The organism is Pseudonocardia sp. NPDC049154 (assembly GCF_040648315.1).
In the GTDB taxonomy this organism is placed as follows: Bacteria; Actinomycetota; Actinomycetes; order Mycobacteriales; family Pseudonocardiaceae; genus Pseudonocardia.
In genome coordinates this window covers 1-16,538 of sequence record NZ_JBEZDN010000100.1, presented here as the reverse complement: position 1 = coordinate 16,538, position 16,538 = coordinate 1, and the positions used below count along the sequence as shown (strand labels likewise).

Annotated in this window: 14 protein-coding genes; 8 read left to right on the top strand and 6 right to left on the bottom strand. The window is 74.4% G+C overall.

Annotation, left to right across the window (positions count from 1 at the left end; genetic code table 11):
• Positions 1 to 46 precede the first annotated feature (46 nt).
• The 4 genes from mfd (at position 47) to AB0B41_RS32460 (ending at position 6,533) form a co-directional block, all read left to right on the top strand.
• Positions 47 to 3,610 carry a transcription-repair coupling factor gene (gene mfd / locus AB0B41_RS32475; protein WP_358210155.1) on the top strand — a complete coding sequence of 1,188 codons (3,564 nt, stop codon included), beginning with the start codon at positions 47 to 49 and terminating at the stop codon, positions 3,608 to 3,610.
• Positions 3,611 to 3,688: 78 nt separating this feature from the next.
• Positions 3,689 to 4,798 (top strand): ATP-binding protein, encoded by a 1,110-nt coding sequence (locus AB0B41_RS32470; protein WP_358210153.1) that lies wholly within the window; start codon positions 3,689 to 3,691, stop codon positions 4,796 to 4,798.
• Positions 4,795 to 5,913 carry a hypothetical protein gene (locus tag AB0B41_RS32465; RefSeq protein ID WP_358210151.1) on the top strand — a complete coding sequence of 373 codons (1,119 nt, stop codon included), beginning with the start codon at positions 4,795 to 4,797 and terminating at the stop codon, positions 5,911 to 5,913. Before AB0B41_RS32470 ends, AB0B41_RS32465 begins: the two co-directional genes overlap by 4 nt.
• Complete coding sequence (locus AB0B41_RS32460; RefSeq protein ID WP_358210149.1) at positions 5,895 to 6,533, top strand: response regulator transcription factor; 639 nt, start codon at positions 5,895 to 5,897, stop codon at positions 6,531 to 6,533. The genes AB0B41_RS32465 and AB0B41_RS32460 overlap by 19 nt, the downstream gene beginning before the upstream one ends.
• Here AB0B41_RS32460 and AB0B41_RS32455 read toward each other — a convergent pair.
• Positions 6,530 to 7,261: a VOC family protein gene (locus AB0B41_RS32455; RefSeq protein ID WP_358210147.1), complete on the bottom strand. Its 732-nt coding sequence runs from the start codon at positions 7,259 to 7,261 to the stop codon at positions 6,530 to 6,532. The genes AB0B41_RS32460 and AB0B41_RS32455 overlap by 4 nt on opposite strands.
• A 275-nt stretch (positions 7,262 to 7,536) precedes the next feature.
• Here AB0B41_RS32455 and AB0B41_RS32450 point away from each other — a divergent pair, with 275 nt between their 5' ends.
• Genes AB0B41_RS32450 through AB0B41_RS32440 form a run of 3 tightly spaced genes read left to right on the top strand, consistent with a single transcriptional unit; the run spans position 7,537 to position 10,038 of the window.
• Entirely contained in the window at positions 7,537 to 8,130 is a 594-nt protein-coding gene (locus tag AB0B41_RS32450; protein WP_358210145.1) for an RDD family protein, read from the top strand.
• A 50-nt stretch (positions 8,131 to 8,180) separates the two neighbouring features.
• Positions 8,181 to 9,092 carry a SurA N-terminal domain-containing protein gene (locus tag AB0B41_RS32445; RefSeq protein ID WP_358210143.1) on the top strand — a complete coding sequence of 304 codons (912 nt, stop codon included), beginning with the start codon at positions 8,181 to 8,183 and terminating at the stop codon, positions 9,090 to 9,092.
• Between the two features lie 34 nt (positions 9,093 to 9,126).
• The gene (locus AB0B41_RS32440) at positions 9,127 to 10,038 is read left to right on the top strand and encodes a MazG family protein (RefSeq protein ID WP_358210141.1); all 912 of its coding nucleotides are present in this window, start codon (positions 9,127 to 9,129) and stop codon (positions 10,036 to 10,038) included.
• Positions 10,039 to 10,161: 123 nt separating this feature from the next.
• Here AB0B41_RS32440 and AB0B41_RS32435 read toward each other — a convergent pair whose 3' ends face one another.
• The 5 genes from AB0B41_RS32435 to AB0B41_RS32415 form a co-directional block, all read right to left on the bottom strand.
• A complete protein-coding gene (locus tag AB0B41_RS32435; protein WP_358210139.1) occupies positions 10,162 to 10,851 on the bottom strand; it encodes a lytic murein transglycosylase in 690 nt (229 codons plus the stop codon).
• Between the two features lie 207 nt (positions 10,852 to 11,058).
• Complete coding sequence (gene efeB / locus AB0B41_RS32430; RefSeq protein WP_358210178.1) at positions 11,059 to 12,285, bottom strand: iron uptake transporter deferrochelatase/peroxidase subunit; 1,227 nt, start codon at positions 12,283 to 12,285, stop codon at positions 11,059 to 11,061.
• A gap of 92 nt (positions 12,286 to 12,377) precedes the next feature.
• Complete coding sequence (efeO, locus tag AB0B41_RS32425; protein ID WP_358210137.1) at positions 12,378 to 13,541, bottom strand: iron uptake system protein EfeO; 1,164 nt, start codon at positions 13,539 to 13,541, stop codon at positions 12,378 to 12,380.
• Positions 13,542 to 13,561: 20 nt separating this feature from the next.
• Positions 13,562 to 14,386, bottom strand: coding sequence for an iron uptake transporter permease EfeU (gene efeU, locus AB0B41_RS32420; RefSeq protein WP_358210135.1), 825 nt, complete (start codon positions 14,384 to 14,386; stop codon positions 13,562 to 13,564).
• A 204-nt stretch (positions 14,387 to 14,590) separates the two neighbouring features.
• Complete coding sequence (locus AB0B41_RS32415) at positions 14,591 to 15,001, bottom strand: tetratricopeptide repeat protein (RefSeq protein WP_345383331.1); 411 nt, start codon at positions 14,999 to 15,001, stop codon at positions 14,591 to 14,593.
• 176 nt (positions 15,002 to 15,177) lie between these two features.
• Between AB0B41_RS32415 and eno the strand changes: the two genes are divergently transcribed.
• Entirely contained in the window at positions 15,178 to 16,467 is a 1,290-nt protein-coding gene (gene eno, locus AB0B41_RS32410; RefSeq protein WP_358210133.1) for a phosphopyruvate hydratase, read from the top strand.
• Positions 16,468 to 16,538 lie beyond the last annotated feature (71 nt).

The window sequence follows — 16,538 nt, the reverse complement described above, 5'->3', positions numbered from 1 at the left end:
CCCGACCCGGGCAGGGGTCTGTCCGCATGCTCTCTCGAGGAGTCCCGTGGCCGTCTGCCTGTCCGGTCTGCTCACCGCCGCCCTCTCCGACCCCGGCCTGGGCGCGGCGCTCGACGCCGCGCGCGCCGTCGACACCCGCACGGCCGACACTCCCGCGGTCCGGGTCGAGGGTCCCGCCGCGCTGCGCCCCTTCCTGGCCGCCGGGCTGGCCGGGGACGGCACGGTCCTGGCCGTCACCGCCACCGACCGCGAGGCCGAGGAGCTGGCCACGGCGGCGGCGGAGCTGATCGACCCGGCCGCGGTGGCCGTGCTGCCGAGCTGGGAGACCCTGCCGCACGAGCGGCTCTCGCCGCGCCCCGACACCGTCGGCCGCCGGCTCACCCTGTTCCGCGCGCTCGGCTCGGAGAACCCGCCGCGGCTCGTCGCGGCGGCCGCGCGCAGCCTGATCCAGCCGGTCGCGCCCGGACTGGGCACGCTCGACCCGATCACGCTGCGGGTCGGCACCGAGTACGAGTTCGAGCAGCTGCTGGAGCGGCTGGTCGAGCTGGCCTACACCCGCGTCGAGATGGTCACCGCGCGCGGCGAGTTCGCCGTCCGCGGCGGCATCCTCGACCTGTTCGTGCCGACCGCCGACCACCCCGTCCGCATCGAGTTCTGGGGCGACGAGGTCTCCGAGCTGCGCGCCTTCTCGGTCGCCGACCAGCGGTCGATGGAGGAGCCGGAGGTAAGCGAGGTCGTCGCGCCGGCCTGCCGCGAGCTGCTGCTCACCGGTCCGGTCCGCGAGCGGGCCGCCGCGCTGGCCCGCGAGCACGAGAACAACCCGCAGCTGCGCGAGCTGCTGGAGCACCTCGCCGAGGGCATCCCGGCCGAGGGCATGGAGTCGCTGATCCCGGCGCTGGTCGGCGGGGAGCTGCAGCTGCTCACCGACCTGCTGCCCGCGCACTCCCGCGTGCTGGTCGCCGACCCCGAGCGCGTCCGCACGCGCAGCCACGACCTGGTCCGGACCGGGCAGGAGTTCCTGGAGGCGAGCTGGCTCGCTGCGGGGACCGGCGGCATGGCCCCGATCGACGTCGGCGCCTCGGCCTACCGGGACCTCACGGGGGTCCTCGAGCACGCCACCGCCACCGGCCGGCCCGTCGTGAGCCTGTCCCCGCTGCTCTCCGGGGCCGACGACGCCGTGGTCCCCGGCATGCACGAGATCGAGTCCTACCGCGGCGACACCGACCGCGCGCTCGTCGACCTCCGCGCGCACACGGCCGCGGGCGGGGCGGCGGTCCTGGTCGTCGCGGGCCAGGGCACGGCGCAGCGCAGCCTGGAGCAGCTGGGCGAGGCCGAGGTGCCCGCGACGCTGCTCGAGGAGCTGACCGACGCCCCGGAGAAGGGCCTGGTCACCGTCACCTGCGGGCGGATCGCCGACGGCTTCGTCGCGCCGGAGATCGGCCTCGTGCTGCTGTCCGAGGCGGACCTGACGGGCACGCGCGCGGGCCTGGACACCACCACGCGCAAGATGCCCGCCCGTCGTCGCAACGCCGTGGACCTCGCCGCGCTGCAGCCGGGCGACCACGTGGTGCACAACCAGCACGGCATCGGCAAGTTTGTCGAGATGCGCGAGCGCACCGTGCAGGGCGCCACCCGCGAGTACCTGGTCCTGGAGTACGCCTCCAGCAAGCGCGGCCAGCCCGCGGACCGGCTCTTCGTGCCGACGGACGCGCTCGACGAGATCAGCCGGTACGTCGGCGGCGAGCAGCCCTCGCTCAACAAGCTGGGCGGGGCGGACTGGGCCAAGACGAAGGGCCGCGCGCGCAAGGCCGTCCGGGACATCGCCGCCGGCCTGGTGCAGCTCTACGCGGCGCGGCAGTCGTCGCCCGGGCACGCCTTCGGGGCGGACACGCCGTGGCAGCGCGAGCTCGAGGACGCCTTCCCGTACACCGAGACGCCGGACCAGCTCGCCGCGATCGACGAGGTCAAGCGGGACATGGAGCGCCCGGTGCCGATGGACCGGGTGGTCTCCGGGGACGTCGGCTTCGGCAAGACCGAGATCGCCGTCCGCGCGGCGTTCAAGGCGGTGCAGGACGGCAAGCAGGTCGCCGTGCTGGTGCCGACCACGCTGCTGGCCACCCAGCACCTGCAGACCTTCGCCGACCGGATGCGCGCCTTCCCGGTCACCGTGAAGGGGCTGTCCCGGTTCACCGACGCGGGCGAGGCCAAGGAGACGATCGAGGGGCTGGCCGCGGGGACCGTCGACGTGGTCGTGGGGACGCACCGGCTGCTGCAGACCGGGGTCCGGTGGAAGGACCTCGGCCTGGTGATCGTCGACGAGGAGCAGCGGTTCGGCGTGGAGCATAAGGAGCACATCACCGCCCTGCGCGCCCACGTCGACGTCCTCACCCTCTCCGCCACGCCGATCCCGCGGACGCTGGAGATGAGCCTGGCCGGCATCCGCGAGATGTCGACGATCACCACCCCGCCCGAGGACCGGCACCCCACGCTGACCTACGTGGGCGCATACGACGACAAGCAGGTCGCCGCGGCGATCCGGCGCGAGCTGCTGCGCGACGGCCAGGTGTTCTACGTGCACAACCGGGTCACCTCGATCGACCGGGCGGCCAGGAAGATCCAGGAGCTCGTGCCGGAGGCGCGGATCGGCGTCGCGCACGGCCAGATGAACGAGGACGTGCTGGAGCGGACCGTCAGCGCGTTCTGGCACCGCGAGTTCGACGTCCTGGTCTGTACGACGATCGTCGAGAACGGCCTGGACATCTCCAACGCCAACACGCTGATCGTGGAGCGGTCGGACACGCTGGGCCTCTCCCAGCTGCACCAGCTCCGGGGCCGGGTCGGGCGTGGCCGCGAGCGCGGGTACGCGTACTTCCTGTTCCCGCCGGAGCACCCGCTCACCGAGACCGCGCACGACCGGCTCGCCACGATCGCGCAGCACTCCGAGCTCGGCTCGGGCGCCGCCGTCGCGATGAAGGACCTCGAGATCCGCGGCGCGGGCAACATCCTGGGCGCGGAGCAGTCCGGCCACATCGCGGGCGTCGGGTTCGACCTGTACATCCGGCTGGTCGGCGAGGCCGTCGCGGCCTTCCGCAAGCAAGCGGGCGGCGGGCCGGGCGAGGAGGAGCCGGAGCCGCTGGCCGAGGTGCGGGTGGACCTGCCGGTCGACGCGCACGTCCCGCACGACTACGTCGACGGCGAGCGGCTGCGTCTCGAGGTCTACCGCAAGATCGCCGAGGCGGTGGACGAGGCGGGCCTCGAGGCGATCGTCGACGAGCTGAAGGACCGGTACGGCGAGCCACCGCAGCCGGTGCTCAACCTGCTCGCGGTCGCGCGGTTCCGGCAGCTGTGCCGCGAGCTGGGCATCGCCGAGGTGGCCGTCGCGGGCACGCAGATCCGGATCGGCCCGGTCGAGCTGCCGGAGTCGAAGCAGATGCGGTTCAAGCGGCTGCACCCCAAGGGGCAGTACAAGGCGGCGGCGCGGCTCGTCACCGTGCCGAAGCCGGCCGCGGGCAACCGGATCGGCGGGGCCCCGCTGCGCGACACCGGGCTGCTCGACTGGCTGACGGCGCTGGTGAAGGAGCTGGCGGCCCCGGTCACGGTGAACGCCTGAGGGAACGCTTGACAGTCGTCCAGCCCCCGAGCAGCGGGATGTAACGGCGTGGTCGCGCCCTGCGACCAGCCTCCCGACATGTCGACAGCGGCCCTCATCGACCGGTTCGCCCTGCGCTACGCGGCGGGCGCCCGGGCGCTTGTCGGGATGCTGATGGCGCTGGCCGCGCCGTTCGTCGACCCGCCGGCCGGGCCGGTGGTCTGCGGCGCGGTCGCGGCCGCGTTGTTCGGGTGGAGCATCGCCTACCTGTACCTGATGCGGACCCGGCCGCGGACCTGGGTCTGGGTCGCCGACGTCGCGGTGATGTGCGCGCTGTGCCTGGCCCAGCCGCTGCTCGTGGACCCGGCGCTGCTGCTGCGGATGCTGGGGTGGGTGTCGCCGGTGGCGTCGGTCGCCGTCGTCGCGCTGCAGTGGCATGTGCGGCCGCTGCCCGGGGCGCTCGCCGCGGCCGCCGTGTGTCTGGCCTTCGTGGTCGGTGCCGCGCTCGCGCCGGAGGTCACGGTCGGGCAGGCGCTGGCCGTCGGCGGGCTCTGGACGGCCGTCGAGGCGGGGCTGTCCCGGCTGGTCCGACGGCTGGTGGACCGCGGTGTCGAGGTGGCCGACGAGCGGATGGCACGCCGGTTCGCCGCCGAGCGGGAGGCCGAGCTGGCGCGGGCGCGGCGGGCCGAGCAGCGGGCGCACTGGGCGACGGTGCACGACACCGCGGCGAGCACGCTGCTCATGGTCGGGCTCGGCGGCGTCGACGGCCGGGAGCCGTGGCTGCGCGAGCAGGTGGCCCGGGACGTCGCCGCGCTGAACGGCGCACCCACGCCCGCCGGCTGCCTGCAGGACGTGGTCCGGCGGGCCGTCGAGGGCGGCCGGATCGCGGTCGACCTCCGGGCCGACGGCGATCTCTGGCTGCCCGAGGAGGCCGCCGGTGCCGTGGGCGGTGCGGTGGCCGAGGCGCTGGAGAACGTCGCCCGGCACGCGGCGACGGGGAACGCGCAGGTCAGCGCGGTGGTCGACGCGGGCCGGGTCCGGGTGACCGTGCGCGACGCCGGGCGGGGCTTCGACCCCGCGCGGGTGCCCGCCGGCCGGGTCGGGCTGGCCCTGTCCGTGACCGAGCGGATGGCGGGGGCCGGCGGCCGGGCCGCCGTCCGGTCGGCGCCGGGGGAGGGCACCGAGGTGCGGCTGGAGTGGCCGCGGTGAGCGGGTCCACCGTCGGCGAGGCGCCGAGCGATCTCGAGGTCCGCCTGCTGCGGGGTCTGCGGATCGCCCAGACCGTGATCACGCTGGTGATCCTCTTCGGGCTCAGCCTGCCGAACCTGCTCGCCGGCGCGGCGGACTTCCACCCGCCGTGGGTCGCGCCCGTCGCCTGGGGGCTGCTCGTGGCCGTCGCGGCCGTCGACGCCGTGCTGGTGGCGCGGCACCGCTTCTGGGGGCGCGCCCGGGTCCCGGTCGCGCTGGGCGCGCTCGCACTCGCGGTCCTGATCGCGCTGGCCCTCGACCCCGCACAGGTCGTCGGGCCGGCGCACGTCGGGTACGGCGTCGTCGGCTGGATCTGGGTGCTGCTGTTCGCCGGCGCCCGGCTGCGCGGGCTCGTCGTGCTGATCGTGGTGCACCTGCTCTTCCTGCTCGGCCTGCTGGTCGCCGCGGGCCGGACGGACCAGCTCACGCTGGTGACCTTCGGGGTGACGGCCGTGGGCATCACCTCGTTCCAGCTCGCGATCGGGCTCGCGGGGTCGGCGCTGCGCACGGTGGCCCGGCAGGCCGCGGAGGCCGCCGAGTCGGAGGCGCGGGCGCGCACGGCCGAGGAGGTCGCCCGGACGGTGCACACCGACCGGGAGGCCCGGTACGCCGAGCTGCGCGCGGTGGCGCTGCCGCTGCTGCAGGGGATCGGCGACGGCACCCTCGCCCCCTCCGACCCCGAGGTGCAGCAGGAGGCGGCCCGGGCGGCCGCGCGGCTGCGCCGGATGTTCGCGGAGGAGGGCGACGCCGCCGACGCGCTGGCCGCCGAGCTCGCCGTGCTGATCGACATCGCGGAGCGGCGCGGCGTGGTGGTGCGCTACTCGGAGCGGGGCCGGCGGCCGGTGCTTCCGCCCGACGCGGCCGGGGCCCTGCTCGCCTCGGCGGAGGCCGCCCTGCACGGGGCCCGGGCGGCGGCCCGCGTCACGCTCGCCGGCGTCGCCGGGGCGGTGGTGGTCGGGGTGGTGACGGACGGCTCCGCGCGGGTACCGGTGCTGGACGTCGCGGATGTGGGTACCAGCACGGTCGAGGCCGACGGTGCGACATGGGTGGAGGCGAGATGGGCCCCTCGATCGTGATCGTCGACGATCACCCGGCGATCGTCGACGGCGTGCGTGCCTGGTGCGCCCGCGCCGAGCCGGAGATCCGGGTGCTGGCCTCGGGCGCGCGGGTGGAGGTCGCGCTCGACGAGCCGGCGGCCGAGGCCGTGGTGTTCGACCTGCAGCTGGGGTCGGGCTCGCCGGCCTTCGGCGACCTGACCCGGCTCGTCGACGCCGGCCGCCGGGTCGTCGTCTACTCGCAGCACGCCGACAGCGACACCGCCCTGCGCTGCCTGGAGCTGGGCGCGGCGACCTACCTGACCAAGGCGGAGGGGCCGGAGCACCTGATCCCGGCGCTGCGCGCGGTGGTCCAGGACCGCCCCTACACGCCGCCGGTGCTCGGCGGGGCGATGGCCGCCGACCCCCGGCCGGACCGCCCGGCGCTGTCGGAGCGCGAGCGCGAGGTCCTGCTGGCCTGGTTCGAGAGCGACTCGAAGCAGCTGGTGGCGCAGCGGTTCCACCTGTCCGTGAAGACCGTGGACACCTACATCGGACGGGTGCGGATCAAGTACGCCGACGCCGGCCGCCCGGCCACCACCAAGGCCGCGCTCGTGGCCCGCGCCCTGCAGGACGGCCTGATCGACCTCGCCGGCCTCTAGGACCCGGTCACCCCGGACCGGAGCACGCAGAACTCCCCGACCCACGGGTCGGCCAGGACCACCCAGGACACCTCCGGGCCCTGCCCGACGTTCACCCGGGTCGCGCCGCGCCGCTCCAGCTCGGCCACCGCGGCGGCCTGGTCGCCGACCGGGTCGACGTCGAGGTGCAGCCGGTCCTTCCCGGTCTTCGGCGCGGCCGAGGGCAGGAACTCCAGCCACGGCAGGCCGGGCGGCGGGCGCAGGCCGGCCACGGTGCCGTCGTCCCGGCCCACGGGCATGCCGGCGACCCCGGACCAGAACGCCGCGGCCGCCGAGGGGTCGGGGACGTCGACGACGACCGCGGCCAGCGCACCGGCCTCGGCGTACTCCTCGCGGGGCTCCAGCACGCAGAACTCGTTGCCCTCGGGATCGGCGAGCACCACCCACGGGACGGCGTGCTGGCCGACGTCGGCGGGCCGGGCGCCGAGCCGGACGGCCCGTTCGACGAGCTCGAGCTGGTGGCCGGGGGAGCTGCTCGCGAGGTCGAGGTGGATCCGGTTCTTCCCGCTCCGCGGCTCGGGCGCCGGCCCGAAGACCAGGTCGAACGTCCAGGGCGCGTGCGGGGACCGGACGTCCACCTCGTCGTCGGACTCGTGCGCGACCGGCCAGCCGAGCAGCTCGGCCCAGAACCGGGCCAGCCGCCGCGGGTCCGTGCCGTCGACCACGACGTTGGCCAGCCGGTTCGTCATCGCCGCAGCGTACGGGCCGGATCGCCGGAGCGCAGGGACCGACGCGGGGCCCGGCACCTGCGGGGCGGTGGACCGCAGGCACCGGGCACCGACGACGGTATGTCAGGTTCGCGCGGGTAGGGGTCCGGCGATCGCCCGACACCCACCCGTGTGGTCCTCGCACCGGTGCTAACGGCGGGGGCCCGCCGGTCGAGTGCCGGCTGCCGCTTCGATCACCCACGCCGATCACCCACGCCGATCACCCACGCCGACGACCCAGCCGCCCCGGAGGACCCGTGACCGTCACCCCGCCGCAGCCGCCCCACACCCCGTGGGAGCCGCAGCCGCCGCAGTACGCGCCGCAGTACGCGCCCCAGCAATACGCGCCCCAGCAGTACGTGCCACCGCCCTACGGCGGGCCGTACGCGCCGCAGTACCCGGCTCCGTACGGCGCCTACCCGCAGCCGGTCCCGCCGCGGCCGGACTACGCCTCCTGGGGCTCCCGTGTGGGCTCGGCGCTGGTCGACGGGCTGATCCCCGGCGTCGTCGCCTCGCTGGGGCTGCTCGGCCTCGCCCTCTCGAACGATCTCGGGGTCGTCCTCGGGATCGCCGGCGTCTTCTACCTCGCCGCCTTCGCCTTCGCGCTGTGGAACACCTGCTACCGGCAGGGCACCACCGGGCAGAGCCTCGGCAAGCAGCTGATGGGCACGCGGCTCGTCCGGGCCCGGGACGGCGGCACGCTCGGCTTCTGGGCGACGCTCGCCCGCCAGCTCGCGCACGTCCTCGACGCGGCGCCGCTGTACCTCGGCTACCTCTGGCCGCTGTGGGACGAGCGGCGCCAGACCTTCTCCGACAAGGTGTGCGACACCGTCGTCGTCCGGGTGGGCTGAATCCGGGTGGGGTGACCTGCCGCACGTCCGGCCGTGAGAAGGTGACGGCCGTGCGGAGCATCGGACGTCCGGGCCGGATCGGCCGAGTGATCGTCGCCGCGTGCGCGGTGGGGGCGGTGGCCGCGGGCTGTGGCAGCGGTCCCAGCCAGGTCGGGTCGGCGGTGATCGTGGCGGACCGGTCCGTGGGCCTCGCCGAGGTCCAGAGCCGGATCGACACGGCGCTGGCGCACAAGGCCGAGCTCTCCGCGCAGAGCACCGGCGAGATCGCCGACGCGGACGTCGCGCGCTACGTCGTGAGCACGCAGGTCAGCCACGAGCTGGTCACCGCGGCCGCGGCGCGCGAGGGGATCACGGTCGGCGAGGACCGGGTCGACGCCGCGCTCGCCGACCCGTCGGCCCTGCAGCTCGACCGCAGCCTGTTCGAGGGCGCCGCCCTGCGCGAGCGGGCCCGGGACCGGCTGCTCGCGATCGCCCTGGCCGAGAAGTACGTCGACGGACTGGCCGTCACCGCCGACCTCGTCGCCGCGACCTCGCAGGCCGACGCCGAGGACAAGGCCCGCGCCGTCGCCGCCGGTGGGGAGCGGGCCCGGGAGGTGCTCGCCGACCCGCGCACGGCGCAGACCGGCCAGACCTACCGCGCCGCGACCGACCCCGACACCGCCACGACCGTCCTGTTCGGCACGCCCGCCGGGCAGACCGTGGCGTTCCAGCCCTCCCCGGGGCAGGGGATCTGGCTGGTGCTGCACGTGACGGACCGCGTGACGAACGCACCGGCGGAGGGCCCGTCCGCCGCGACGTCCATCGACCAGGACACGCTCGCGTCGATCGGGGAGCGGCTGACCCAGCCCGACGCCGGGAACGTCCAGGTCAACCCGCGGTTCGGGGTGTGGGACCCGGTGCGCATGCAGGTGGTGGCCGAGGGCCAGCAGTCCGGCACCATCATCGGGCCGGCCGGGGGCTGAGCCCGGGCGCCCGGTGCCGGGGGAGACTGGGGGCGTGGCTCCCACGGTGATCGTCCTGTCCCGGCGGCTCGGCGCCGTCCTGCCGGCCGCCGCGCTGCCCGCCCTGCGCGCCGCCTCCGCCGTCTACGCGGACCCCTCGGTGCCCGGGGACGTCGTGGCGGCGACCGGGGCCGAACCCGCGGCCGGTGCGCTTCCCGACGACGCCGTGCTCCTGACCTGCGAACCGACCGCGGGCGCCGTCGCCGTGCCCGAGCCCGAGGGCGCCGCGCTGCTCGACGCCGTGGCCGTCATGGACCGGCTGCGCTCGCCGGGCGGCTGCCCGTGGGACGCCGAGCAGACCCACCAGTCGCTGCTGCAGTACCTCGTCGAGGAGTGCTACGAGCTCTACCAGGCGATCGAGGACGGCGACCGCGCCGACATGCGCGAGGAGCTGGGGGACGTCCTGCTCCAGGTGCTGTTCCACGCCCGGGTCGCGCAGGAGGCGGCCGAGGGAGCCTTCGACATCGACGCGGTGGCCGACGGGCTGGTGGCCAAGCTCGTCGGGCGGCACCCGCACGTCTTCGCCGGGTCCGAGCGGATCGAGACGGCGACCGCGCAGGAGGGGCGGTGGGAGGAGCTCAAGCGCGCGGAGAAGCAGCGCAGCTCGTCCGTCGACGGGGTGCCGCTGGGGCAGCCGGCCGTCGCGCTCGCGGCCAAGCTGGTGTCCCGCACCGCCCGCGCCGGGCTGCCCGAGGACCTGCTGCCTGCCGGCGGAGGGGTGGGGGAGGAGCTGTTCCGCCAGGTCGCGCGGGCCAAGCTGGGGGGTGCCGATCCCGAGGCCGAGCTGCGCACCGCCGCCCGCGCCTTTGCCGACCGGGTCCGGGCCGCGGAGCGCTCCGCCGCCGCCCAGGGCGTCGACCCCCACTCCCTCGACCCCGAGACCTGGCGCCGCGCCTGGCCCGCGTAAAACCTCCGCGAGTCGGGAGTTCCGGCAGCGCGAGTCGGGAGTTCTGGCAGCGCGAGTCGGGAGTTCCGGCACCGCGAGTCGGGAGTTCTGGGTGCCCCGAGTCGCACATCTCGGGTCTCGCGCTCAGCTCGCCGACGCGTACCGGTCGGCGGCTGCCCAGACGTCCCGCGCGTAGTCGACGGACCGGTTGTAGGCGAGCACGCCCTCCCACCAGCCGTCGCCGGCCGCGGTGTCCCGGTCGGCGGAGCACAGGTACGCGGCGGCGGCGCGGGCCGCGGCGTCGACGTCCTGCGGGTCACCCTCGCCGAAGCGGGCCCAGGTCCCCGGCAGGAACTGCATCGGCCCGACGGCCCGGTCGTGCTCCCGGTCGCCGTCGAGCCGCCCGCCGTCCGTGTCCGGGGTCGCGCGGGTGCCGTTCGACCCGTCCAGCCGGATCCCGACGATCGAGGGCGTGGCGACTCCGTCGACGAGCCGCGAACCGTTGATCCGGCCGTGGTTCGACTCCACCCGCCCGATCCCGGCGAGGGTGTTCCAGGTCAGCCCGCAGCCGGGCGTCCGATCCCGCTGGGTCTGCTCGGCCGCCGCGTACGCCTGCAGCGCCCGGGCCGGGATGCCCGTGGCCCGCGCGCGCTCCCCCGCCCACGCCGCGGGGTCCGCGTCCGACGGCACGGCCGGCGCGGGTGTCACGGGAGTCCCGCGCGCGACGACGCCGGGCCGGTCGTCCTCCCGGCCGGACTCGCCGAGTGTCGCGACGCCGAGCACGAGCAGCCCCACCACACCAAGCACACCGAGGAGGATCGCGAACGGTCGCACGACTCCGACGCTACGGACGGGAACTGAGAGCGGTCTGAGCCCGACCTCCCGGGATGTGCGACTCGGACGCCCGGAGCTGCCGACTCGCGGTGCCAGAACTCCCGACTCGCGGTGCCAGAACTCCCGACTCGCGGTGCCAGAACTCCCGACTCGCGGTGCCAGAACTCCCGACTCGCGGTGCCAGAACTGCCGACTCGCGGGGGGTGACTAGGCGAAGAGGCCCTGGCCCCACCACTCCCCGTCCCGCAGCCCGGGCGGGACGGCGAAGACCGCGGAGCCGTTGTGCTCCAGGTACTCCATCATCTTGTCCTTGTTCGCCAGCGCCCGCTGGATCGGCACGAACTGGGTCTGCGGGTTCCGGACGAAGGCGAGGAAGAACAGGCCGGCGTCGAGGTGCCCGGAGCCGTCCGAGCCGTCGACGAAGTTGTAGCCGCGGCGAAGCATCTTCGCGCCGTTCTGCGTCTCCGCCGACGCCAGCCGGATGTGCGCGTCGGTCGCGATCGCGGGCTGCCCGTCGGCGCCCACCGCGGAGAAGTTCGACGCGTCGAACTCCTTCTGCCCGCTCAGTGGGTTGCCCTCGCCCTTCGACCGCCCGACGATCTGCTCCTGCTCGTCGAGCGACGTGCGGTCCCAGATCTCGATGTGCATCCGGATCCGGCGCGCGACCAGGTACGACCCGCCCGTCATCCAGTCCGGCCCGTCGCCCGGCTGCACCCAGACGTTGGCGTCGAGCTCGGTGGGTTCCTCGGCCTTGAGGTTGTTGGTGCCGTCCTTGAAGCCGAAGAGATTGCGCGGCGTGTCCTGCGCGGTCGAGGTCGACGACGTGCGGCCGAACCCGAGCTGCGACCACCTGACCGACGTGGTGCCGAAGCCCATCCGCACCAGGTTGCGGATCGCGTGCACCGCGACCTGCGGGTCGTCGGCGCAGGCCTGCAGGCAGATGTCGCCGCCCGACCGCGCCGGGTCGAGGTTGTCCCCGGTGAACGAGGGCAGCGGGGCCAGCGCGGCCGGCATCCGGTCCTGCAGGCCCAGCTTCTCGAAGAACGACGCGCCGAACCCGACGGTCAGGGTGAGCGACGCGGCCGGCAGCCCGAGGGCCTCACCGGTGTCGGTCGGCGGGGAGTACTTGTTGAGCCCGACCGCGCCGTTCTCGGTGACCTCCTGCCCGGCCGTCATCCGCTCGGCCGCGGTGGTCCACTTCTGCAGCAGCCGCTGGACCTCGGCGCGGTCGGTGGTGGTCAGGTCCATCGCCACGAAGTGCAGCCGGTCCTGCGCAGGCGTGACGATCCCGGCCTGGTGCGTGTCCCGGAACGGGACGACGCCCGGGCGGTCCGGCCCGCCGCCGGACGATCCGGCGGCGTAGCCGACTGCCGCGCCGGCACCGGCGAGCGCGACGCCGGCCCCCGCGTAGCCGAACAGCCTGCGCCGCGACATCCCACCCCCGCCGTCCCCGCCGCTGGGCGGGTCGGTGGGCGGCGGCTCGACGGGCGGGCTCTCCGGGGCCGAGGACGGGGACCGGCTCGCACTCACGACGTGACGACTCCTGCGACCTGGGAGACCGGCTCGCCGAGCGCGTCGACGGCGTCGGCCATCTTCTTGGTGTCCTCCGGGGTCAGCTGCGTGTACAGCACGAAACCGCCGTCCGGGGTGCGGTAGCCCTCGAGCAGCTTCTCCACGTCGGCGAAGCGCTGGTCGAGCGTCGGGCCCAGGTTCGGGTCCTTCTCGTCGATCACCGGGCGGAGCGCCGCGACGGAGGCCTGGCTGCCCTCGACGTTGGCCTTGAAGTCCCAGAGGTCCGTGTGCGAGTAGCGGTCCTCCTCACCGGTGATCTTGCCGGTGGCGACTTCGTCGAGCAGCTCCTTGGCGCCGTTGGCCAGCTGGACGGGGGTGAACTCGACGGCCTTCACGCGGTTCTGCAGGTCGAGGATGTCCGCGTCGAGCTGGTCGGCGATCTGCCCGGAGTCGGGCTGCAGGCCGTCGACCCACAGGTCCTTCTCGAGCCGGTGGTAGCCGGTGAACGCCACGCCCGGCTCGCGCTCGTCGTCCTCGCGGCCGTCCATCTTCGGGTCGAGGTCGCCGAAGGACTCCGCGACCGGCTCGATCCGCTCCCAATAGGTGCGCGCGACCGGGAACAGGGCCTTGGCCTGGTCTACGTTCCCGGCCTTGACGGCGTCGGTGAACTCCTTGTTCTTGGCGACGAGCGCCTCGATCTGGGAGGTGACGTACCGGTTGTACCCGGCGGTGGCCTCGGCGAGCTTCGCGTTGGTGTCCGTGGAGCGCTGGGCCGTGCCGGTCACGGTGAAGGGGGCGCGGATGCCGTCGCCGACCATGCCGGGCTTGCAGGCGGTGGTGTAGCTGCCGCCGTCGGGCACCTCGACGATGAGGTCGCGGGACAGGCCGGGGCCGATGTTCTCGACCTCGCCCATGATCCGGTCGCCGGTGCCGTAGAGGTAGAACTCGGTGACCTTCGTGCCCGTGTTCTTGACGGTGAAGGAGATGTTGCCGGCGGGCGCCTCGGTGGCCGAGACCTGGCAGGCGGAGTCGCTGGCGGTCACCGAGATCGGCCCGCCGCCGCCCTGCTGGGCGGCCGGGGGCTGGGCCGTGCTGGTGCAGCCGGCGAGCAGCAGGGCGGTGCCGGCCGCGAGCACGGCGGCGCCTGCTCTGCGGTGATCCGGGGTCCTGCGGGACATGGGCGTTCTCCTCGGTGATGTCACGCGGTGGCGGCGGTGGTGGACCGCGTGCGCTGGGGCAACAGGAACAGCGTCAGGACGACGGCGACGTAGAGACACCAGACGACGGCCTCGAGCACCGTGGTCTGCGGGGAGAAGTTGAGGACGCCCTTGAGGAGCGTCCCGTACCACGAGTCCGGCGGGATCGCGGCGCTCACGTCGAAGGCGAGGCTGGTGAGGCCGGGCAGGATCCCGGCCTCCTGCAGGTCGTGCACGCCGTAGGCCAGGATCCCGGCGGCGACGAAGATCAGGAAGAACCCGGTGATCGTGAAGAACTTGGCCAGGTTGATCCGCATGGCGCCGCGGTAGATCGCGTAGGCGATGACCACGGCGATCGCGATGCCGATCAGGAAGCCGATCAGCGGCTGCACGGTCTCGCCGGCGGCCTGCGCCGCGGCGAAGAAGAACACGGCCGTCTCGAGGCCCTCGCGTCCGACGGCGAGCGTGGCCATCACGACGACGGCGACGGGGCCCATCGTGATCGCCGCCTCGAGCTTGCCCTCGAGGTCGGCCTTGAGGGCGCGGGCGTTCGACCGCATCCAGAAGATCATCCAGGTGACGAACGCGACGGCGACGATCGAGAGCGACCCGCCGAGCGCCTCGGAGGCCTCGAAGGTGAGGGCCTGCTCGGCCAGCGTGAGCCCGAGCGTGACGCCGACGCTGACCAGGATCGCGAACGCGACGCCCGCCCACACCTTCGGCAGCTCGTGCCGGCGGTCGGTGCGGACGAGGAAGGCGACGAGGATGCTGACGACCAGCGAGGCCTCGAGACCTTCGCGCAACCCGATCAGGGCGTTGCCCAGCACCGTCCCGGTCTCCCTCTGCGTCGGCGTACCTCCGCTGAGGTGAGGCTCAGCGGACCGAGGTGAGGCTAGCTTCCCGAACGGGGGACGCGGTAGGCCGGGACGGGGGTCTGACCTGGGCTTATGTCCGATTTGCGGTGGATGTCCGGACGTGAGGCGCAACCGTGATGTACCGAGTGATCGGCCGGCGCCGCCCCGTGAGGCGGGCTACTCGGTGATGCGGGCGATCCGCGCGCGCACCTCGCCCAGCGCCTCCTGGTACTCCGGGCGCGGGTCCATGACCGTGGCCATCTGCAGCTGGCCCTTCGCCTCGCCCAGCCTCCCCTGCCGCTGCAGTGCCTTACCGAGCGCGAAGCGGGCGTAGTGGTCCGCCGGGTCGAGCTCGAGCACCCGGCAGAACGCCTCCTCGGCCTTGGCGAGCTGGGCCGAGTCGAGGTAGGCGCGGCCGGCGAGCAGGTGCACCGACGCGTCGTTGGGCTGGCTCTCCAGGGCGGGGAGCAGGGCCTGCAACGCGTCGAGCGGGCGCCGGTCGGCCAGCAGCAGCTCGGCCCGGCGGAACCCCTCGAAGACGCGGTTGCGGGCGCGCGGACCGGGTCCCGGTGCAGGCTGACTCGTCATGGTCATTCCTACGGTAGGCCGCAGGCGGGCGATCCGCGAGGTCTTGACACGCGGCCACCGGCGCCCACCGGGGCGTGACGTGCACGGCTCGGCGGCGGTTCGCCGCCCTGATCACGGGGCCGGTGGTTACCCTGACCCGCGAGTTCCGGCGAGCCGGAGAGAACAGGAGCTATTGGGTGGCTGTCATCGAGCAGGTCGGCGCACGCGAGATCCTCGACTCGCGGGGGAACCCCACGGTCGAGGTCGAGGTCGCGCTGGACGACGGGACGCTGGAGCGCGCCGCGGTCCCCTCCGGGGCCTCGACGGGCGAGCACGAGGCCGTCGAGCTCCGCGACGGGGACCCGAAGCGGTACGGCGGCAAGGGTGTCGAGAAGGCCGTCTCGGCCGTGCTCGACGAGATCGGCCCGGAGCTGACCGGGATGGACGCGGTGGACCAGCGCCTGGTCGACCAGCGCCTCGTCGACCTCGACGGCACCCCGGACAAGTCGCGGCTGGGCGCGAACGCGCTGCTCGGCGTGTCGCTGGCGGTGGCCAAGGCCGCGGCCGAGTCGTCGGGCCTGGAGCTCTACCGCTACGTCGGCGGGCCGAACGCGCACGTGCTCCCGGTGCCGATGATGAACATCCTCAACGGCGGCGCGCACGCGGACACCTCGGTCGACGTCCAGGAGTTCATGGTCGCCCCGATCGGCGCGGAGTCCTTCCGCGAGTCGCTGCGCTGGGGTGCGGAGATCTACCACGCGCTCAAGTCGGTGCTGAAGGAGAAGGGCCTGGCCACCGGGCTCGGCGACGAGGGCGGCTTCGCGCCGGACGTCGCGGGCGGCACCCGGGGCGCGCTCGAGCTGATCTCCACGGCAATCGGCAAGGCGGGCTTCACCCTGGGCACGGACGTCGTGCTGGCGCTCGACGTCGCCGCCACCGAGTTCTTCTCCGACGGCGTCTACCGCTACGAGGGCAAGGAGCTCTCCTCGGCGGACCTGGCCAAGGTGTGGGCCGAGCTCGTCGACGCCTTCCCGCTGGTCTCGATCGAGGACCCGCTGGCGGAGGACGACTGGGACGGCTGGGTCTCGCTGACCGGGTCCCTCGGCGACAAGGTCCAGCTCGTGGGCGACGACCTGTTCGTCACCAACCCCGAGCGGCTCGAGGACGGCATCGACCGCGGCGCCGCCAACGCGCTGCTGGTCAAGGTCAACCAGATCGGCACGCTGTCCGAGACCCTCGACGCGGTCACGCTGGCCCACAACAACGGCTACCGCTGCATGATGAGCCACCGCTCGGGCGAGACCGAGGACGTGACCATCGCCGATCTCGCCGTCGCCACCGGCTGCGGCCAGATCAAGACGGGCGCGCCCGCGCGCTCCGAGCGGGTCGCCAAGTACAACCAGCTGCTCCGCATCGAGGAGAGCCTCGGCGACGCCGCGCGCTACGCCGGCGAGCTGGCCTTCCCGCGGTTCACGCCGGGGGCCTGACCGCGTGGCGGGTGAGGCGCGGGTCCGCGAGCGGGCCGCCGCCCGGGCGGACCGGGGCGGGGCCGGGCAGG